This window comes from Pantoea sp. nfd-35 (assembly GCF_056892255.1).
Genome location: NZ_CP122403.1, coordinates 2,313,676 through 2,333,857, shown reverse-complemented (window position 1 = coordinate 2,333,857; position 20,182 = coordinate 2,313,676). Strand labels below are relative to the sequence as shown.

20 protein-coding genes are annotated in these 20,182 nt (G+C 52.3%); 9 read left to right on the top strand and 11 right to left on the bottom strand.

Annotation, left to right across the window (positions count from 1 at the left end; translation table 11 throughout):
• Positions 1-14: 14 nt before the first annotated feature.
• Genes P9J57_RS10840 through P9J57_RS10830 form a run of 3 tightly spaced genes read left to right on the top strand, consistent with a single transcriptional unit; the run spans position 15 to position 2,703 of the window.
• The gene (locus P9J57_RS10840; RefSeq protein ID WP_014605862.1) at positions 15-986 is read left to right on the top strand and encodes an ABC transporter permease; all 972 of its coding nucleotides are present in this window, start codon (positions 15-17) and stop codon (positions 984-986) included.
• Positions 986-1,843 (top strand): MurR/RpiR family transcriptional regulator, encoded by an 858-nt coding sequence (locus P9J57_RS10835; RefSeq protein ID WP_014605861.1) that lies wholly within the window; start codon positions 986-988, stop codon positions 1,841-1,843. Before P9J57_RS10840 ends, P9J57_RS10835 begins: the two co-directional genes overlap by 1 nt.
• 2 nt (positions 1,844-1,845) lie before the next feature.
• The gene (locus tag P9J57_RS10830; protein ID WP_110286853.1) at positions 1,846-2,703 is read left to right on the top strand and encodes a PfkB family carbohydrate kinase; all 858 of its coding nucleotides are present in this window, start codon (positions 1,846-1,848) and stop codon (positions 2,701-2,703) included.
• Between the two features lie 49 nt (positions 2,704-2,752).
• Here the strand turns inward: P9J57_RS10830 and P9J57_RS10825 are convergent, their stop codons facing one another.
• Together P9J57_RS10825 and P9J57_RS10820 are read right to left on the bottom strand one after the other, a co-directional pair.
• Positions 2,753-3,784, bottom strand: coding sequence for an NADP-dependent oxidoreductase (locus P9J57_RS10825; RefSeq protein ID WP_483279202.1), 1,032 nt, complete (start codon positions 3,782-3,784; stop codon positions 2,753-2,755).
• A gap of 437 nt (positions 3,785-4,221) precedes the next feature.
• Positions 4,222-4,836: an undecaprenyl-diphosphatase gene (locus P9J57_RS10820; RefSeq protein ID WP_105087543.1), complete on the bottom strand. Its 615-nt coding sequence runs from the start codon at positions 4,834-4,836 to the stop codon at positions 4,222-4,224.
• A gap of 727 nt (positions 4,837-5,563) precedes the next feature.
• On the opposite strand from P9J57_RS10820, the gene P9J57_RS10815 reads away from it, so the two are divergent.
• Positions 5,564-7,108, top strand: coding sequence for a methyl-accepting chemotaxis protein (locus P9J57_RS10815; protein ID WP_483279201.1), 1,545 nt, complete (start codon positions 5,564-5,566; stop codon positions 7,106-7,108).
• Positions 7,109-7,297: 189 nt separating this feature from the next.
• Here P9J57_RS10815 and P9J57_RS10810 read toward each other — a convergent pair whose 3' ends face one another.
• The 4 genes from P9J57_RS10810 to P9J57_RS10795 all read right to left on the bottom strand — a co-directional run bounded on the left by P9J57_RS10810 (position 7,298) and on the right by P9J57_RS10795 (position 10,860).
• The gene (locus tag P9J57_RS10810; RefSeq protein ID WP_014593693.1) at positions 7,298-7,969 is read right to left on the bottom strand and encodes a winged helix-turn-helix domain-containing protein; all 672 of its coding nucleotides are present in this window, start codon (positions 7,967-7,969) and stop codon (positions 7,298-7,300) included.
• 222 nt (positions 7,970-8,191) lie between these two features.
• Entirely contained in the window at positions 8,192-8,959 is a 768-nt protein-coding gene (fetB, locus tag P9J57_RS10805) for an iron efflux ABC transporter permease subunit FetB (RefSeq protein ID WP_146109552.1), read from the bottom strand.
• A complete protein-coding gene (gene fetA / locus P9J57_RS10800; RefSeq protein ID WP_013025760.1) occupies positions 8,946-9,614 on the bottom strand; it encodes an iron efflux ABC transporter ATP-binding subunit FetA in 669 nt (222 codons plus the stop codon). The genes fetB and fetA overlap by 14 nt, the downstream gene beginning before the upstream one ends.
• Before the next feature lie 640 nt (positions 9,615-10,254).
• Positions 10,255-10,860 (bottom strand): sugar O-acetyltransferase, encoded by a 606-nt coding sequence (locus tag P9J57_RS10795; protein ID WP_015700320.1) that lies wholly within the window; start codon positions 10,858-10,860, stop codon positions 10,255-10,257.
• Positions 10,861-11,346: 486 nt separating this feature from the next.
• Between P9J57_RS10795 and P9J57_RS10790 the strand changes: the two genes are divergently transcribed.
• Positions 11,347-11,733 carry a hypothetical protein gene (locus P9J57_RS10790; protein ID WP_014605851.1) on the top strand — a complete coding sequence of 129 codons (387 nt, stop codon included), beginning with the start codon at positions 11,347-11,349 and terminating at the stop codon, positions 11,731-11,733.
• A 137-nt stretch (positions 11,734-11,870) separates the two neighbouring features.
• Here P9J57_RS10790 and P9J57_RS10785 read toward each other — a convergent pair whose 3' ends face one another.
• Together P9J57_RS10785 and P9J57_RS10780 are read right to left on the bottom strand one after the other, a co-directional pair.
• Positions 11,871-12,308, bottom strand: coding sequence for a VOC family protein (locus tag P9J57_RS10785; protein WP_227008718.1), 438 nt, complete (start codon positions 12,306-12,308; stop codon positions 11,871-11,873).
• A 233-nt stretch (positions 12,309-12,541) separates the two neighbouring features.
• Positions 12,542-13,441 carry a LysR family transcriptional regulator gene (locus tag P9J57_RS10780; protein ID WP_116584504.1) on the bottom strand — a complete coding sequence of 300 codons (900 nt, stop codon included), beginning with the start codon at positions 13,439-13,441 and terminating at the stop codon, positions 12,542-12,544.
• A 98-nt stretch (positions 13,442-13,539) separates the two neighbouring features.
• On the opposite strand from P9J57_RS10780, the gene P9J57_RS10775 reads away from it, so the two are divergent.
• Complete coding sequence (locus P9J57_RS10775) at positions 13,540-14,262, top strand: SDR family oxidoreductase (protein WP_019105227.1); 723 nt, start codon at positions 13,540-13,542, stop codon at positions 14,260-14,262.
• Between the two features lie 190 nt (positions 14,263-14,452).
• Here the strand turns inward: P9J57_RS10775 and P9J57_RS10770 are convergent, their stop codons facing one another.
• Complete coding sequence (locus tag P9J57_RS10770) at positions 14,453-15,349, bottom strand: LysR family transcriptional regulator (RefSeq protein ID WP_019105226.1); 897 nt, start codon at positions 15,347-15,349, stop codon at positions 14,453-14,455.
• A gap of 374 nt (positions 15,350-15,723) precedes the next feature.
• Here P9J57_RS10770 and P9J57_RS10765 point away from each other — a divergent pair, with 374 nt between their 5' ends.
• Genes P9J57_RS10765 through P9J57_RS10755 form a run of 3 tightly spaced genes read left to right on the top strand, consistent with a single transcriptional unit; the run spans position 15,724 to position 17,988 of the window.
• A complete protein-coding gene (locus tag P9J57_RS10765; protein WP_014593702.1) occupies positions 15,724-16,407 on the top strand; it encodes a nucleoside recognition domain-containing protein in 684 nt (227 codons plus the stop codon).
• The gene (locus P9J57_RS10760) at positions 16,400-16,867 is read left to right on the top strand and encodes a YjiG family protein (protein ID WP_013025769.1); all 468 of its coding nucleotides are present in this window, start codon (positions 16,400-16,402) and stop codon (positions 16,865-16,867) included. Before P9J57_RS10765 ends, P9J57_RS10760 begins: the two co-directional genes overlap by 8 nt.
• A gap of 17 nt (positions 16,868-16,884) precedes the next feature.
• Positions 16,885-17,988 carry a M20 peptidase aminoacylase family protein gene (locus tag P9J57_RS10755; RefSeq protein ID WP_014605846.1) on the top strand — a complete coding sequence of 368 codons (1,104 nt, stop codon included), beginning with the start codon at positions 16,885-16,887 and terminating at the stop codon, positions 17,986-17,988.
• Positions 17,989-18,398: 410 nt separating this feature from the next.
• Here P9J57_RS10755 and arsC read toward each other — a convergent pair whose 3' ends face one another.
• The gene (gene arsC, locus P9J57_RS10750; protein ID WP_483279200.1) at positions 18,399-18,827 is read right to left on the bottom strand and encodes a glutaredoxin-dependent arsenate reductase; all 429 of its coding nucleotides are present in this window, start codon (positions 18,825-18,827) and stop codon (positions 18,399-18,401) included.
• A gap of 49 nt (positions 18,828-18,876) precedes the next feature.
• Entirely contained in the window at positions 18,877-20,160 is a 1,284-nt protein-coding gene (locus tag P9J57_RS10745; RefSeq protein WP_483279199.1) for an arsenic transporter, read from the bottom strand.
• Between the last annotated feature and the right edge of the window lie 22 nt (positions 20,161-20,182).

Genomic DNA, 20,182 nt, shown 5'->3' with positions numbered 1-20,182 from the left:
TAAAGGCGATAACCATGACGACTGAAACGAACATGCAGCCGGTGAGCCGCGCCTCTCCGCTGTTAAAATTTAATCTGCGCGATGCCGGCACGTTAATTGGATTACTGATTATTGTGGTGACATTTTCTTTTCTGTCGCCGGTATTTTTTACCGTTCCGAATCTGCTCAATATTCTGCAGCAGTCCTCCATTAATGCCTTAATTGCGCTGGGCATGACGCTGGTGATCATTTCAGGCGGAATCGATTTATCGGTTGGGCCAACGGCTGCGCTCTCTGCCGTGTTGGGCGCCACGCTGATGGTGTCTGGCGTGCCGGTGCCGCTGGCCATCATGGCCACGCTTTGCGTCGGCGCAGTCAGCGGGATATTTAGCGGGACGCTTATCGCTTATGCCGGGCTGCAACCCTTTATCGTCACGCTGGGTGGCCTGTCGCTGTTTCGTGCTATTGCGCTGATCTCCACCGGCGGTAATCCCGTATTCGGTATTCCCATGTCGTTCCGTAGCCTGATCAACAGCACGGTGTTCGGCGTGCCCACGCCGATCGTTGTGGTCGCCGTGATTGCGCTGTGCCTCTGGACGGTCATGAATAAAACCCCGCTGGGAGAGTACATTCTGGCGATTGGCGGTAATGAAGAAGCGGCCCGCGTGGCAGGTGTGCCGGTTAAACGTACCAAAGTCACGGTTTACGTGATCTCTGGCATGCTGGCCTCTCTGGCGTCGCTGATTCTGATTGGCCGTCTGGGTGCGGCGGAACCCACCATCGGCAACCTGTGGGAGCTGGATGCCATTGCGGCCGCTGCCATCGGCGGTGCGTCACTGATGGGCGGCAAAGGCAGTATCTTTGGCACCCTGATTGGCGTGATTATTCTCGGGGCGTTACGTAACGGCCTGACCTTGCTTAATATTCAGGCGTTTTATCAATTGCTCGCTACGGGTCTTATTATTATCATAGCGATGTTGATTGACCGAGCGACCCGAGGCAAGTAATGAAGCAAGATCCGCGAGCCATTGGCGCTCAAATTCGTATGCGATTACCCCAACTGACGCCGTTAGAACGGCGAGTCATTGAGGCAATCATTGCCAGAACGGATATCACCGAACACACGTCTTTAAAAGAGATTGCGCAGGAAAACGGCGTATCGGAAGCCATGATAGTTAAGATCACTAAAAAGCTTAACTTCACGGGGTTCAGGAATTTCAGAAGCAGTTTAATTTATTATAACGCCTCTGAAGTGGCAGGCTTACATGCGGAAATTGAGCCCGATGATTCATCGGAACAATTACTGGCAAAAGTCTTCAGAACATCTATTCAGGCTATTGAAGAAACGTTGTCGATTTTAGATGTATCTGAATTTAACCGCGCAGCAGATATTATTTTTAAGGCGCGTCATATTGATCTTTATGCGGTAGGGGGATCGGCCACGGTTGCCCGCGATCTCTCCCACAAGATGCTGAAGATCGGCATTAAGTCCACTGCCTACGATGACGCCCATATTATGCTGATGTCTGCCGCCGTGTTATCTGACGATGATGTCGTGATTGCGATTAGTCACTCCGGTGCGACGCGTGCTGTTAACGATCCGGTTAAATTAGCCGGACGTAACGGTGCCAGAGTGATTGTGATTACGAATTACGCGGAGTCGCCTATTGCGCGTCATGCGCATGTGGTACTTAATTCAACTTCTCAGGGATCGCATCTGTTAGGTGAAAATGCCGCATCACGAATTGCCCAGCTGAATATACTGGATGCGCTGTTCGTGGCCATCGCGAAAAAGGATTTAACGCGTGCGGAGAAAAACCTGATGAAAACCCAGCATGCGGTTCAGGATCTGCGGGAATTCTGAGCATGAGTAAAATTGCAGTTACCGGCAGTCTTCACTACGACATTATGCTGGATGCGCATCATCGGCCTGAAAAAGGCGAAACGGTTATGGGAACCGCCTGCCACTTCAAGTTTGGGGGCAAGGGCGGCAATCAGGCGATAGCGGCCGCAAAAGCAGGTGCAGATGTCCGTTTTATTGGTGCGGTAGGGGCCGATGAGCAGGGCGCGTTTTTGCTGAAAACGCTGCGCCAGGCAGGGGTGAATACCGACGCGGTCACGAGGATTGACGATATTGCGTCTGGCATGAGCGTTGCCATTACCGATGCTGAAGGCGATTACGGCGCGGTGGTGGTGTCCAACGCCAATCAACATATCGCTGCCGAGCCGTTCATGCAGGCCGGTTTCTGGCAGGATGTGTCGATGCTGGTGCTGCAGAATGAGGTGCCGGAAGCCATTAATCTGGTCGCGGCGCAGGCGGCGCGGCAGCAGCAGATTCCGGTGTGCATTAATGCGGCACCGGCCCGGCCACTCTCTCCCGAATTTGCGCGCTGCATTGATTTGCTGGTGGTGAATGGGGTTGAAGCCCGGGATATGACTGGCATCGCGGTGACCGATCTGGCCTCAGCCAGGCAGGCTGCAGCAGAGCTGGCACCGCGTTTCGACCGCGTGGTGGTGACTGCCGGAGAGCACGGCGTGGCCTTCAGTGAAGCAGGGGAAACGCAGGCTTTTCCTGCCCGTCAGGTCACCCTGGTCAGCACCCATGGCGCGGGCGACTGCTTCATGGGCGTGCTGTGTCAGTCGCTTAACGCTGGCGATAAACTTGCGGGCGCGGTCGCTAAAGCCAACAATGCGGCGGCAGATCACGTTTCCCGCCCGGCCTGATAAAAAAATGCAACGTCAGTGACGTTGCATTTTGCCAGCCAGAGCGGGATTACGAGGCCACTTTAACGACCGTTTTCCCAAAGTTTTTGCCGTTCAGCATATCAATAAAGGCTTTAGGGGCATTTTCCAGGCCCTCAATGACGTGCTCGCGATACTGAATTTTCTTGCTCTCCACCAGCGGGGTCATGGCTTTCAGGAACTCCGGGTAGCGATCGCCGTAGTCCTGGAAAATAATGAAACCCTGCATGCGAATACGGCGTTTCAGAATGCCTGCCATAATCAGCGAGGTTCTGTCCGGACCGGCAGGCAGCTCTTTCTGGCTGTAGGCGGAAACCAGCCCACAGACCGGCACGCGCGCGGCAGTGTTCAACAGCGGGAACACGGCATCGAATACTTTACCGCCCACGTTTTCGAAATAGATATCAATACCGTCCGGGCAGGCGTTTTTCAGCTGCTCTTCGAAGTCCTGACTGTGGTGATCGATACAGGCATCGAACCCCAGATTTTCAACGGCATGGCGGCATTTCTCTTCACCACCAGCCACGCCGACCACGCGGCAGCCTTTCATTTTACCTAACTGGCCCACGGTGGCGCCCACTGGACCCGTTGCGGCGGCAACCACAAGGGTTTCACCTTTTTTCGGCTGACCGATATCCATTAACCCCATATAGGCCGTAAAGCCGGGCATACCGAGAATACCCAGCGCCCAGGAAGGATGGGGCAGATCGTTATCCAGGCGGGCAACATCGTTACCCCTGGAAACGGCATATTCCTGCCAGCCGCTCTGTGAAAGTACCCAGTCGCCTTCTTTAAACTCACCGTTTTTTGATGCGACGACCTGACAGACCGTACCGCCCACCATCGGCTGATCCAGCTCGGCCGGTGGCGCGTAAGATTTTCCCTCGTCCATGCGTCCACGCATGTAAGGGTCGAGTGACAGATAAATCGTCCGCAGTAAGATCTCGCCCTCTTTGATCTCAGGCGTTGGCTGCGCAACATAACGGAAATTATCTTCCGTTGGTTCACCCTGTGGGCGTGAAGCCAAAAGCCAGGCGTGATTTGTTGTCGATTGTACAGTCATGGTGTCGTCCTTTGCATGGGCAAACCGCTGAGGCTTGCCGGGAATGAATGGCTAAAGTGTAGATGAGTGAAAAAAGCATGCTTAACCCTGCTGGCTGTTAACCTGCCGGCGGGAAAGGGTCAGAAGGGCGCGCCACTAAGCGCAGCGCCTCTTTTACGGGGCATTCGGATTGCTCTGAATCCACGGCGCGGAGGTGGGGAAAGGGATGCCCCGGTTAATCAAATGCGGGCTGAGCGCCCGGCGCCGCGCGTTCAAGTTTTAGCCTGACGCCTTGAACGTAGCACATGACATAAAGCCTGTTTTGGAGGATGTCAGCAGACCTGAAAACAAGTCAGTATGGCCTTTCTCTGACGCTTGCAATAATGCAGGACGCTGCTGAACGCGCATCCTACAACGCTTCAACGCCCTGTTTCACGCGCGCTCTGCGTCTGCGCCTCTCATCTTCTGCTGCACCAGCGAACAAACTTCAAGGGTAAAGCGCTGAGAAGCAACAGTAATAGTGCTTCAAAGAGAGAGAGCAGGGATGCGCCCTTGTGTCGCCACATGCGTTGAGTCACCAACAGGGCTAAAACGGCCATCGCCAGTGAGCCTACCATGTCTAATGGAAAATGAACGCCCAGATAAATACGTGCCCAGGCGACCAGCGCTGACATCAGTGCCAATGCGATGCCGCCGATCCAGCTGCGTCGTGCCAGTAACGCCAGTGTGATACTCAAAAAAAGCGTACCGTGGTCGCTGGGAAAAGACGAGTCCGCCACGTGATCAATCCAGAGATGACCCAGCCGAATCATAAACGGGCGCGGATGGAACCAGACAGCAGAGCACAGGAAGCCCAGGCACAGTCCGGTAAATGCCGTTGCTGCCGCAAACAAGGCGGTTTCACGTTCCTCTCGTCCACCGGCAAACCAGTAGATAAGCAGAATAAGCGGCAGCAAAAAAATCAGGTATTGGGCGCAGAAAATGCCAAAATCGATCAGCCATTCAGGCGTCCCGGGAAGGGCGTTGATTTTCAGAAATAAAGCCTGATTATATGTCTCAAGCGCATTGCCCATTTAGGTATGTATCCGTTGGGAGAATAAAAGGCCTATTTTCCGGTCAAGACATTAAAGAAACCTTAACGTCATTATTTTTGTTTACTTTAAAAAAGCATTTTACTGTTACCTTCGCTCAGAAATCCTTCACAGAAAAAAATTGTGTTAAGTCGGTATGGTAACCATTACTTGATAAACATTGTACGCGCGCCTGTTTTAGCAATACATGAAGTTAAAGTTTACAGGCAGCATCAGAAGCGCCATCTTCAGGAGAAAGGTATTGGGCGTTTACAGTGAGTGTGAAAAAGATATTTATATCAAAGTGATAAATTAAAAAATGGGACGATTTTTATCGGTTTGGAAAGGTCATCGCACCCGGATAATAATGAAGACGATGGCGACCTGATTTATCGTATTGCCTGCTCTCAATTTTAATATGGAACGCATGGCAGAAAGAAAAAACGTTTGCTGAAATTGTCCTTGGAAGTTATGAAACTTTTTATAACAATATATTCAGCCTGCCTTCGTTATGGTCAGAACCGCATTAGTACTGGGCTTTGCGTCCCTGGTTTATCGTCTCGTCCGTTTTGTCCGCTATAAATTAACAATTCTGATCTATAAATAATGCCCGGTCCGCCGTTAAACGTACTAAGACGAGAAAAACTTCATTCGTAGCCTGCTTACCTGCGAATACTTTCAGCAATGCCAGTACGACACAGCAACGTATAGAACCATAAAGGAAAATAATATGAAAATAGCCACCCGTCTCGCAGCCGGTTTTAGTCTGCTGATTATCCTGTTTCTACTCTGCACAGGGATTGCACTTCACGCACTCCTTAAGGCGCGCGATGACATGGATAATGCGGTAAACAATAAAATGTATCGATACAACCTGATTCAGGATATGCGCAACTCGGCCAGGGACATCTCGGTGGCGGTAAGAAACATCGCACTGTTAACCGACGAAAAGGAAAAACAGCCGGAATGGGACAGGCTGATGGCGCAAAAGGAAAAATACATACTGAACCGAGACAAGCTGGCTACCAGCATGGCAGTGAACGTTTCAGAAGAAGGAAAAAACGCCCTTGAAAATCTGCGGGCAACGGATGATACAGCCCTGGATATGCTTACCCTCGCGGGTAAAACAGCCATGAACAAATCGCCGTCGGGAACGATCGATTACCTGATGAAAACAGTGAGGCCGGTACAACGTAAGATGTTAAACGCACTGGATAAACTTTCTGAAATCCAGATGCAGGTCAGTGAAAAAACGGTCAAAGATGCGAGGGAAACGGTATCCCAGACTGCAGTTCTGATGTCGGTGCTGGTGGCTCTCTCTTTTGGCATCGCCATCGCGGCGTGCTGGATTATTACCCGCACGTTAATGCGCCAGCTTGGCGGAGAGCCGGTGCAGGCGCAGGTTCTGGCAGCGGCTATCGCTTCGGGTAATCTGACATCGCCTGTCGTACTGCGACGTAATGATACGTCCAGCCTGCTGGCTTCGCTCAATGCCATGCAGACGAATCTGCGCAGCATGGTGACCCATATCAGGGATACGTCCTCCTCCGTTGCACTCGCTGCTGATGAGATCTCTCAAGGCAACACGGAACTGTCATCCCGGACCGAGCAGCAGGCAGCCGCGCTTCAGGAGACGGCTGCCAGCATGGAACAGTTGACTGCCACGGTTAAGACGAACGCGATGAGCGCCCGGCAGACGGCTGAATCAGCCCGCGAGACCGCCAGTCTGGCACGCTCGGGCGAGGAAGACGTTAAGCGAATGTCAGAAACCATGCACGATATCTCGGTGAGTGCTACCAAAGTGCGCGACATCACCTCCGTCATCGAAAGTATCGCGTTTCAGACCAATATTCTGGATCTGAATGCGGCGGTTGAGGCGGCACGGGCGGGTGAGGACGGGCGGGGCTTTGCTGTTGTGGCTGGCGAGGTCAGAACGCTGGCGCAGCGAAGTGCCAATGCGGCACGAGATATCAAAGTGTTGATTGAAGAGGCCGTTCATCAGGTCGAAAGCGGTGTGGTTGTCGCCTCAACAACAGGCGAGAGTATCCTGAAAGTGGTTGGCATGGTGAGTGAACTGGCTGAGACAATGGATACCATTTCCCTTGCCTCGTCCGAACAGATGCAAGGTATTTCTCAGGTTAGTGTAGCCGTGAATCAAATGGATGGGGTGACGAAGAATAACGCCGCACTGGTTGAGGAATCCTCTTCTGCCTCGCAGTCACTCTCTGAACAGGCGCATGCGCTGCGCGGAATGGTTGAGGCTTTTCGAGTCTGACGTCATCTCCGGATTCATTCATTCGGCTGGCCCGGTGTTCCGGGCCTTTTGGCCATCGCAACGCGCGGGCACTTGCTCACAAGCTGTTATTACGTCGCGCCTGACCGCGAAGACACATTTTACGCCGTGGTACATAATGCGTAAAAAAAGCGCGTAGATAAGGGTTTCCCCCTAAGGTTGCTAATGAGATCATGCTGGCTGCTGAAAAGTATAACCCAGCCGGCGGACGCTTCGAATCTGGTTGTCGGGTTCGATGCTCAGCTTTTTGTTTAGTCTGCACACCAGAACGTTGATCACGTCCTGATTTCGATAGTCAGCATCGGCATAGAGCTGATGCATCAATCGCTCTTTAGTGACGATTTTTCCGGCATTCTTCATCAGCGTCTCAATAATAATATATTCGAAGCAGGTCAGCGCGACGTCAGTTCCATTTTTCATCAATTGTCGGGAAAAGGTATCAAGCTCATAGGGGGGCAATTGGATCAGCGATGAGGCCTTGCCCTGACCACGGCGAACGATGGCGTGCATACGCGCTGCCAGCTCTTCTGTATCCGTATCATCGTCAATAAAATCATCCGCGCCTGCGCCCAGGACCTTAATCCTGAGTGCTTTAGTGCTCTCCGCCGCCGCAATCAGGACAGGTACGTCTATGCCTCTTTTACGGTAACGCGCTATCAACGCGCAGTGTTGATCCGTTAATTGATGACACCGGAAGAGAAACAGGTCAGGCGGGTTCTTTTTGATAAGACGGACTACGTCATTGCCTTCAAAAGCGATGTCGGCCACCATGCCCTGGCAGGACAACCGGGATGCCAGCTCGTGACCACAGGATTGCTCTTTTTCGACAATTAAAACGCGCATTTATTGTGATGCCCGACAGATAACGATGAACAAAAATTAACAAAGAAAGCATTTTTTGCCAATGGTTAAGCATAAATTTAATGAATGTGTTTTACCTCGTTGTGTTGAAAATAAGCGATAACAACAGGACGACAGAGGTGAATTTAACAGGCTCACGCGTTGCGCAGCGATGTTACTGCCACGAGCAAAGGCGAGCACAGCCAGACTCGCGTTAAAAATCGCCTACAAGGTCATTTTGAGCTGTGCACGGGCAGTATAAAATCGCCGATAGGACAGGTAGGCTGCAATGATGGTCGACAAGCTGGCCGTGCCAATAAGCATAAACGTAACCATCATTTGGTACTTAATCGCTTTTAATGGATCAATGCCTGCGAAAATCAATCCAGACATCATGCCAGGCAAACTCACCAGACCGACCGTTTTAGCCGCATCCACTGTTGGGATCATGGCAGCCCGGATACTTTCACTAATGATGCGCGCAGAAGCCAGCTTTACCGGTGCCCCAAGACTGAGCATTTCCAAAATTTTTTGGCGGTTATCGCTAAAGCGCTGGTTCAGATTGCTGTAACACAGGCCCACCGCAATCATGGCATTACTGGCAATCATTCCCGAAAGGGGGATAACCTGCATGGGCAGAAACGCGATCGCACCGCTCAACACCAAAATAGCCAGCGTCATGACCGTTCCGCTGACGATCGCTACAAAGGAGATCACAACGGCATGCTCAATATTACGGCTGCGTTTTCCCGCGTTAATGGCGGCATTCACGCAAATAAACAGCACCATCAACACCGTCACCCAGCTATTGTTGACAGCAAAAATCGACGTCAAAACATAACCGATAATGACCAACTGAATGATGGCCCGGGTTACGCTCCAGAGGATGTCTTTCCCCATACCCAGTTTCTCTTTTTGGCTGATCAGCATTGCCACGGCCACCAGAATCAGGGACAGCAGTAGCGAGGTGTCAGTAATATTATGCTGACTCAACATTATTCTCCTTTTCTGACGGCGCCAAACGTAACAGACGTGTGGCGTGCTGTATTTCATTAACATCATGGCTGACCCACACAACCGCCATCTGATCGCTGGTGACAAAGCTGTTAATCAACGCGTGAACCACCCGTTTATTATCTTCATCCAGCGCGCTGGTCACCTCGTCGAGTAACAGGACATCAGGCACAAATTGCAGATGACAAAGCAGTGCGACACGCTGCTTTTCCCCACCTGAAAGTTGCTCAACCGGTTTATTCAGCATCTCCGGTGACAGATTCACGCTTTCCAGGGCTGCCACAAGGTGGTCGCGCTGGGGCTTCTGCTGGCGAAGTTGCCACGGCAGTGCCAGATTTTCATAGACCGTGTTACCGAATAGCTGTGGGGTCTGAAAGCAATAAGACACCCGCTGGCGATATTCTTCGGTGTTAAGCGCAGTGATATCCTGCCCCCTGAAGCGAATTTGCCCAGCGGTTGGGTTTAATAATAAAGCCATAATTTTGAGAAGTGTGCTTTTGCCGCTGCCGGAAGGGCCGGTCAGGACAAGCGAGTCTGCGCGATGAATCTGTAAAGAAACGGGGAGGAGTCGCGTGCGTCCCTGGCTTGAAAGCGTCACATCCTGTACGTCAAGCAGAGGTAAAAATGGGGTCATAACTCATCCTCAAAGAATAATAACCAGCAGGGATAAATGATTTTCGGTCTTAAATCCATAACAAGATAATTTCGTTTATGACGCCGATGCACACTGCCCATCAGGTGACAGATTCCAGACGTTCGGCCTTTGCCCGATAACCCCTTTTGCCTGCGTCAGTATTAGTGTGAAACCTAGTTGAAGTGAATAACATTGCGAGAAATTGTAATCACGAATCTCCCCTTCGGAGCAGAAATTTTTTATGTCTTTCCGTTAACACGATAACCGTGATTCCTGATGGTCGACGTTGCTTGGTTACCCACCTCTGACGGCGATCGTTCTCCAGATCTTCTCTCCGGAGGGGCATGGCTTTCCTTGCGGGCTTGTACAGCAGCAATAAAAGCCATCACTTTTTAAATTGCTTAACGTTAATCTGAAGAATCGTCTTATAACGCGGCGGTGAATAGCAACAGCGTGCAGAAAGCACTGCGGCAGCCTCGCTTATCTTCTGGCCCAGGCTCGCCAGTAAGCTCTCTCCAGCGTCGCTGCTCAGGACGCTGGTGCAATACCGGCAATAGCCTGCCCTGGTTTTGACTTCCCGGCCTGACTGACCTGTTCGGCCATAGCAATATTTCCTGTTCGATCACGCAAAATGCCGATCTCACCTTGGGGCTTTCCTGGGGCAAAATGCCGTGCGGGCGCGGTCTTCATCATTGATTTCGCGAATAATACGACAAGGGTTGCCTGCAGCAAGTACGCCTGACGGAATATCTTTGACCACGACGCTTCCCGCCCCGATGACAACGTCATTGCCGATGGTAATGCCCGGAACAATGCTGACACCTGCGCCGATCCAGACATTATTGCCGATGGTCACGGGAAGCGCATATTCAAGTCCTTGATTACGGCGTTCAGAATCCAGAGGATGGCCTGCGGTATAAATACCGACGTTTGGGGCGAGAAAAACATTATCCCCGATCACCACGTCCGCCCCATCAAGAATAACAAGATGATGGTTAGCATAAAAATTGTCGCCAACCCTGATGTTAGCGCCATAGTCACAGTAGAAAGGCGGTTCAATAACAGGGTTGTTGCCGCACTTTTTAAGAAGCCGCTGCAGGATAGCCAGGCGCGCTTCCTTATTGTCGGGTCGACTCAGGTTATAGTCATAACAAAGTGCCTTGGCCTGATCCCGGAGATGAAGAATGCGCTCATCGTAAGTGGCATCGTAGAGATCACCATCAGGTACACAGGTTACATCGTTCATCGGCTTCCTTATCATTTTTTTGAAGATCGTTGTCCAGAAGACAGTGTATTCAATTTTTATTGCCTCAGGGACGAAAGGGCTACCCTGGCAGCACCAATGATATAACGTTGCACCGCAACGTCTTAAAAATCTACATGCTATGCCCCATCCACAATATATTGTGCGAAAGTCATTTCGTTAAATCCCCGTGCATTTATCGGTATTTCATTCAAAGAAATCTTTTAATCATTAACAACGTCATGCATTACGTTTGAGATGCTGATACTCATGGGCAGGGGTAAATGCAGGCCTGAACAGCCGTTTCCACTTCGACGTATGACGCGTAGCGACTTCGTGTTGCGACGCTGCGGGAGACCTGTGTCATTATGGGCGTGAAGGGCACGGATGCAGAGCACCTTGCCGCCTGCCATCAAGCCGATAAGACATAAAAACGTTGTTATTTCAGCGAGTCATCTTCAATAGTTTAGGACAAAAAAGGAGCGAGAAATGCAGTCAGTGCATCTTATGGGAGAAGGCTATGAACCTCATGTCGTTCAGGAAGGGGGCAAACTGGTCTACTCACTCCCTGTCGATTCGGGATTTATCACTTATGAATTTGCATTTGAGATTAAGCGGGAAGATCTTGATGTCCTGCTGACTGATAATTACCGACGCGCCGTTCTCGAAATTACTGCGCATACAGTGCTTCAGCATTCGACGCTAAAAGGAAATGACCGCTTAACCCAGCGCGATTTCGATAACCTCGTTGCCGACACGCTTCACTCAACACCCGAATTCCTGCAGAGCTTTATCTCTCAGATCAGTCATGATCACCATATTGGTATTGAAGGTTATGCACAAGACATCATGGCGCGACGTTCTTTGGCAAAATAACGATGTTGAGCACCGGGAATGCAGGCTTTATGATCCGTTCAGCATAGTCATCAAATACCGTTAGTGGACAGAGAACGATACCGGACAGCTGGTGGCACGAATCCTGCTGAAATAATATCGCTTTTGTTAACGGGCTTTTAATCAGAAGCCATGCTGCCAATGGCTTCAAGCCCCACTCGCTGTCCGTAAGAAAGCTCCAGCGTATTGCCATCAGGATCAGCGAAGAAAACGTAATAACCCACAGGATCACCCGCATTTTCAGGCTCTTTACGCAAAACACCTTCAGCGCGCGCCATTTTAATTTTCTTATCCATTTCTTCCCGGCTGGCACATGCCACGCCGAGATGCCCAAAGTGACCTAAGGGCGTGTCTGTGACCTTGTCTGACTGAACCAAAACCAGCGCAAATGGACGGCTGTGATCACTGAGCCATGCCACTTTACGTGCATCCGGAACGTTGGGTTCGCGACGGTGGACAACAACCATACCGGCATAGCGTTCATAAAAAGCAATGCTCTTATCTAAGTCTCTGACAGCGAATGCAACGTGCGTAAAACCAACATCGACTATTTTCATATACCCAATCCGCCCAATGCGTAGCAAAACATGCATTCTAAAAGCTCAGGTTAAGTTTAGGTCAAGCTTAAAGACCGGTTTGAGCCGCTGAAAATATTCGAATGGGACAAACTGCGTCCTGTTATGGTGCCGTTGCGGAAGCATCATCCCTGTAAAGGGTTATTCAACCCACCTCCAACACCGCCCCTTCTTCAACACGCGGGTCTGATATGAAACAGAACCTGTGCAGGAATTTACGTCGATTGTTGCCGCCATTTCCTGACGTGGTCAATCAGGGCGCGAAGCTTTGGGGCCATATTGCGACGCTGAGGGAAATACAGATAGAAGCCTGGAAATGTTGGCAGAAAGTCATCAAGTACGGATACAAGCTCACCGCTCTCAATATAGGGCCTGAACGTTTCCTGAGTGGCCAGTGTGATGCCTCCGCCGGTTAGAGCCAGCCTCAACATCAGACGCAGATCATTAGTGGTAATTTGCGGCTCAATCGCAAGGTCGAACGCGCTTCCGTTCTCTTCAAATGGCCAGCGATAAGGCGGAATATGCGGGGACTGGCGCCAGCCGATACACTGGTGATGTACAAGATCGCGCGGATGAACAGGCAGGCCGTTGGCAGTGAAGTAGGAAGGGGATGCGACCACCATTTCGCGTTGCTCACCGGTCAGGGGAACCGCAATCATGTCTTTTTCAATGACTTCTCCAAGCCTTACGCCGGCATCGTAACCTGCAGCCACGATATCAAACTCTTCGTCCGTCACAACAATATCGAGCGTCACGGCCGGATTGGCCGCTGCAAACGAAGCGATCAACGGACCTGACAGGAATTCTTCCGCTATCGATGTCACCGCGATTCTGAGAAGTCCACGTGGCGCAGGGTCAGAAACGATCTCTTCGAACGCAGCGTTAATTCCGGTTAAAGGTAATGACAGCGATTTATGCAGTCGTTCTCCCGCTTCCGTTAAATTAACCGCGCGGGTGGTGCGCATGACAAGCATCGTCCCGAAAGTATCTTCAAGCCGTCTCATTCCCTGACTGACCGCCGAACGAGTCACACCCAGCCGTGCGGCGGCTTTACTGAAATTACCTTCTTCTGCTACCGCGATAAAAACGGGCAAAAGGTTAAGATCGATTTTCATTGTTTAATGCTGCTAACCACTGAGTACATTGAAAGCAGGATACCTGAACTTATCGTAACGTCCTATTCTCTCTCCGAACCCATTTGAAGGAGAACGTTATGAATAAGGTTATATTAATTACCGGCGCATCCAGTGGTATTGGGGAAGGTATTGCCAGAGAGTTAGGGGCGACAGGCGCGAAGGTGTTACTGGGAGCACGCAGACTGGCGCGTATTGAAGCCATTGCAGCGGAAATCTGCAGCGCAGGCGGTATCGCGCAAGCACATTTGTTGGATGTCACAGACCGGGTATCTATGGCCGCTTTTGTTCAGGCCGCGCTGGATAACTGGGGCAGGGTTGATGTTCTCATCAATAATGCGGGCGTTATGCCGCTTTCACCGCTTGCAGCCGGAAAACAGGACGAATGGGAACGCATCATTGACGTAAATATCAAGGGCGTGCTGTGGGGAATGGGTGCCGTACTTCCGTTGATGGAAGCGCAGGGTTCCGGACAGATAATCAATATTGGCTCGATTGGCGCCCTTTCTGTCGTACCCACCGCCGCGGTCTACTGTGCCTCCAAGTTCGCCGTACGGGCTATTTCTGATGGCCTGCGGCAGGAAAGCTCAAAAATCCGCGTGACCTGTGTCAATCCAGGGGTGGTAGAAAGTGAACTGGCGTCGACGATTACCCATGCGGAAACGATGGCGGCAATGGACGCTTACCGTTCTGTTGCCCTTAAACCCGCGGATATTGCCCGTGCCGTAAGGCACATTATTGAAGCGCCTGAAAACGTTGACACAACAGAAATAACTATCAGACCCACAGCGTCGCCAAACTGAAGCGTGAGTTAACTGTCATGTGCACTTTTCATTCAATACATCGGGAGCAACATTTACAGGGTAACGTTCTGTCTGTTATCTGACGCTGTGGATGCTGGGTGTTAAGCACATCTCTGTTATCAACAGGCATGCAGCAGCATGAACGCATCTCAAAAAATGTGGCCTTCAGTAAAGACAGGGATCTCAATATTTATTTGTCACGAAACGCATTGTGCAGAAGTCGCCACATATGATGAGCTGCGGGCGTAAAGCGCCTGTCCGAGTTCCGTAGCAGGTGACACTGGGCGCTACTGGCGATCGGGTGGTCGAGTGGAACGGCGACAAGCGCGCCCTGGCGAATAGGATCGGCAGCGGCGTAGGCCGTCATAAACGAGACGCCGAGCCCCGCCTGGCTGAGGTGCATGGCGGTGGAGAAGAGGTTGCATCGGTAGGCCGGGTGAAATTGCAAACCCTGGCTTTTGAACATCGCATTCATGTGCCGCTGCAGGCCGAAGTTCTCCGTCAGGGCAATAAGCGGGTGAGCGGTCAACTCTTCAATGGTAATGCTGGCGCGATTGGCAATGGGGTGCTGCGGCGCGACGACGGCACAAATCGGCCCCCACTGAAAGCTGTGGCGCTTGAGTTCCGGTGTGCCGATCGGGCCAAAGGCCAGCGCCATATCCGCTTCGCCGCTCACGATATCGTTCATCATCTCCTGCATGCTGCCCACGACAATATCGACAAACACCTGCGGGTAACACTGGGCAAACTCACGCATGACGCCCTCAATAAACGCCGTGATCAATCCGCCGCCGATGCGCACCGAAATCGTCCCGCCGCGCATATGGCGCAGATCTTTAAGCTGACTCTCCAGCTTTTCGCGCCGCTGACGGCTGGTAAAATAATCCGCCGCCAGCAGGCGTCCCGCTTCGGTCAACACCACATTACGCCCGCGCCGTTCCAGCAGGGGAAGCTGCAGCGAACGTTCAAGCTGGGCAATCTGCCGGCTGACCACGGATGCGTTAACGCCGAGGATATCTGCCGCGCGGCGAATGCCGCCCTGGTTACCGACTTCATACAGATAACCCACCTGTTTATCCTGGAACATCTGCCACACTTCCTCGTTACTGTTGACCAGAGAGCAACAATAACATCATTTGATGGCTATTTATCAAGCCGTTTAAATAGTGATAATCAAATTAATGGCCAGGCGTTGAGAGAGCGTAAATAAAAAAGTAAAAGTGCTCTTATTGCACCAAAAATGCGCCCCAAAAGGGTGAGGGAATACTTTGTTGCGATTCGAAGCAGGCGTAATGAAATAGCAATTCCCGGCAAAAAAATAAATTTCTTGCGAGTTTTAGCGAGGGGGTTTTATTGCGCCATTAATCTTAATAAAAGGCATTTATTTTACGGCTGGGCTATTCAGGCATGGATCCTGCTTAGTATCAGGACTTTTCCCTTACAGATGTAAAGAGAGATGATATGAGCGAACCAAAAACACTGAATGAGCCAGAAAAAGAGGCCACAGAGGCGTGGAACGTCGGGCCCGGCGCGTGGATCTCACTGGTCATTGTGCTGCTTGTCTTTTCAGGCTTCTTTTTCAAGGTTGACGGCATGGCATGGCTGGGCGCGTTTGATTTCACCACGCTTGGCGGCGCGTTCGGCACCATGAAGACGCCGGAAACCAACACCTTTATCGGCAGCGGCGGCATCAGTGCCAAAGCGGGTTTCCTCTTCGCGCTTTCGCTGGTGCCCACGGTGATGCTGGCACTTGGCCTGCTGGAAATCTTCACCCATTATGGCGCGATCCGCGCAGCACATAAATTACTCACGCCGCTGTTAAAACCACTGCTCGGCCTTCCGGGTTATACCGGCCTTGCGCTGATTACCGACCTGCAAAGTACCGATGCCGGCGCGGCATTAACGAAAGAGCTCTATGACAGCAAAAAGATCACCCGCAAAGACGTGGTGATTATGGGATCCTGGCAATACTCCGGCGCCGGGTTGATTAATAACTATTTTTCTATCGGCTCGGCGATGTTCGCTTCACTCACCATCCCGATTATTATTCCGTTGGTTTTAATGTTTGTGCTTAAATTCGTTGGCGCAGCCGTGGTCCGACTGGCATTAAATACTGTTTATAAGCGAGATTTCGACAATGAGTAATCAGGCAAAAGTCTCCAGTAATCCGTTTGATATTTTCGTAATTGGTGCGCGCAAGGGTTTTAATATTGCCATTAATAATTTGATGCCGAATGTATTAATGGCCTACGTGATCGCCGAAATGCTTAATTTGTTAGGGGTGATGCAGATTATTGGCCACGTGTGCGCACCGCTGATGGGGCTATTCGGCCTGCCCGGTGAGGCGATCACCGTGTTGTTAACCGCCTGGCTCTCGTCATCTGCCGGAACCGGCGTTGCCATCAGCCTGCTGAGCAAAGGCCAGCTTGATATCGGGCAGATCACGATTCTTGCGCCCGCCATCTTTTTGATGGGTTCGCAACTCCAGTACATGGGGCGCCTGCTGGGCGTGGCCGATGTACCGAAAAAGTACTGGCCGCTACTGATGGCGGTCAGCATTCTCAATGCCGTAATCGCCATGTTGATTATGCGCGTTATTGCCTGAGCATTAAGGAGTAAGACGTGTCACCTACACTTGAGCACTTTAATTACCTGCACCAGATCCCGGAACTGGGGTTCGAAGAGTACAAGACGTCCGCCTACATCGCGGGCGTGCTGGAGGCGGCAGGCTACCAGGTCACGCGCCAGGTTAATAACACCACCGGTATTGTCGCGGTGCTGGACAGCGGTAAGCCCGGCCCGACCTTAGCGCTGCGCGCCGATATGGATGCGCTGGGGCATATCATTGACGGCAAACATGTGGCGCGCCACACCTGCGGGCACGATGGTCACTCCACCGTCGTATTGACCACGGCCCAGGAGGTGATGGCTGAGGAGCGAGTGAAAAAGGGCAGGCTGAAGCTGATCTTCCAGCCTGCTGAGGAGTTAGGCACCGGCGCGATAGCCCTGACCGAAGGCGGCGTGTTGGATGATGTTGATATGTTGCTTGGCTTTCATCTGCGCCCGCTGGAGGAGTGCCCGATGGGCCAGGCCGTGCCGGCAATGTACTACTCCGCGTCCGCCACGGTGGAAGTGATGTTTCATGGCAAAGCGGCGCACGCTGCGCGCCCGCACTTAGGCGTTAACGCGCTGGATGCCGCCGCCCATGCGGTGCAGGCGGTAAACGGCATTCATCTTGCGCCCTCGCTGACATGGAGCGCGAAAGCGACGCGTTTTCTCTGCGATGCGGGCGTGACCAACTCGATTCCTGATCGCGCGCAGGTGTGCTGGGATCTGCGCGCCGCAGAGAACGAAGCGATGGATAGCCTCAAACCTCAGGTGATACGCGCGATTGAGAGCAGCGCCGCCGCGTATGGTGCGCGCGCGGAAATTCGCATTCTGAAAGAGATGCCCGCCGCGATTATCCATGACGAGGCAACAGCGGTTATCACACGTGCTATCCGCAGTGTGTTTGGTGAAACCGGCCTTACCGCGGCTAAATCGACACCAGGCAGTGAAGATTTCTTCCACTATCTGCGTCTTCGGCCTCAAATCAAAGGCGGCTTCTGGGGACTGGGCGCCAACCTGACGCCCGGCCTGCATCATCCGGAGATGCATTTTGACCGCGATGCGTTGGCGCTGGGAGTGAAAGTGTTTAAAGCCTGTGTGGAGGATGTGCTGGGCTGACGATCAGCATTACAGTGACGTGCCGTGCTCGTCGGATATCAGTATTGCAGAAGAGAGGGCCGACAGTGCTGTCCGACGTTCGCGGCCATCATAGTGAAGCCGCTACGGGCATCCTTTTCAGGTGAGTGGCCCTGTGACTTGTACCCAAGCGTAAACGTTACTTTTCGCCGGGCTTTGCTGTCTGCCGGGGAGGAGGGCACCGGTATCCGTCACCGTCACGGGGGGCCAATTTCACCCTCTTTAGCGATATCGGTTACCGGATGGGCTGGTGGCACAGATGGCGACGAATGCCTAACCGAACGCCTCTGCCTGAAATGGCGAATCGGGTTGTTTTGTCGTGCGCCACAGGGTAAAAACGGGACAAAGCGTCGGCTATGTTTTTTGCTGCTTGTCGGCAAAACGCTGAAAAATCAGTGACCGGTCCGGTTGCCGTACTCATCAATAACTTTTTCGCCATCCTCTTTCGTAAAGGCTCCCTTCTGTGACTCAGGCAGAATGCCCAGAACGGCCTCAGACGGACGACAGAGCCTTGTGCCGAGCGGCGTCACGACTATCGGACGGTTGATGAGGACAGGATGAGCCAGCATAGCATCCAGCAGTTCATCATCATTGAACCGATCTTCGGCCAGCCCCAGATGTTCATACGGCTCTGTGTTTTTGCGCAGCAGATCGCGCACGCGGATCCCCATATCCGCTATCCGTTTTTTAAGCTCGTCGCGGGAGGGTGGCGTTTCCAGATATAAAATCACTGTTGGCTCCACGCCACCGTTGCGGATAAGCGCCAGGGCGTTACGCGACGTCCCACAGGCCGGGTTGTGGTAAATGATGATGTTAGTCATAAATGGCACTCCGTTACGGGGCTACGCTGGCGCAGTCACGTTGTAAAGGTTAAACAGAAAGACGCAGGGCCAGCGCCGCCAGCGTGACAAAAAGTACCGGCAGGGTCATCACAACGCCCACGCGGAAGTAGTTGCTCCAGCTGATGGTGATATTTTTCTGCGCCAGAACGTGTAGCCACAGCAGGGTCGCCAGGCTGCCGATGGGGGTGATTTTCGGACCAAGATCGCAACCGATGATATTGGCGTAAATCATCGCCTCTTTCACCACACCCTCAGCCGTGCTGCCATCAATGGAAAGGGCACCGACCAGGACGGTAGGCATGTTGTTCATCACCGATGACAGAAAGGCCGTCAGAAAACCGGTAGCGAATGTGGCTCCCCATACACCATGCTCTGCAAACCCGTTCAGGGCGGACGAGAGGTAATCCGTCAGTCCGGCGTTACGCAGGCCATAAACCACCAGATACATACCCAGCGAGAAGGTGACGATCTGCCAGGGCGCGCCTTTCAGGACTTTACGGGTATCAATCACCTGTCCTTTACGGGCAACCAGCCACAGAATAAATGCCGCGACCGCAGCAACCAGACTGACCGGAACGCCGAGCGGCTCCAGAGCAAAAAAACCGGTCAGCAACAGACACAGAACCAGCCATCCGGCTTTGAAGGTTCGCACGTCACGAATGGCTTCCCGTGGTACCTTTAGTTTTGCCATGTCATAGGCGACCGGGATGTCTTTACGGAAGAAGAAGTGAAGCATAACCAGCGTGGCCGCCACGGATGCCATGTTGACCGGCATCATGACAGACGCGTATTCGCTGAATCCCAGCTTAAAAAAGTCCGCCGTCACGATGTTAACCAGGTTCGATACGATGAGTGGCAGGCTGGATGTGTCAGCGATAAAACCTGCCGCCATCACAAACGCCAGCGTTGCGCCGGTGCTGAAGCCCAGCGCCAACAGCATGGCAATGACAACAGGCGTCAGGATCAGTGCCGCCCCGTCATTCGCAAACAAGGCCGCCACTGCCGCACCCAGCAGAACACTATACGTGAACAGCAGCCTGCCTTTACCGCCACCCCATCGGGAAACGTGCAGGGCAGCCCACTCAAAAAAACCAGATTCATCGAGCAGCAGGCTGATGATAATCACCGCGATAAACGTGGCCGTCGCGTTCCAAACGATCTGCCAGACGGCCGTAATATCGCCGAAATGCACTACGCCCGTCAGCAGGGCCAGCGCAGCCCCGATAACAGCACTCCAGCCAATACTCAGCCCTTTTGGCTGCCAGATAACCAGTACCAGTGTCAGGACGAATATAGCGCCTGCGAGAAACATACTTTTTCCTTTTAATACAAAG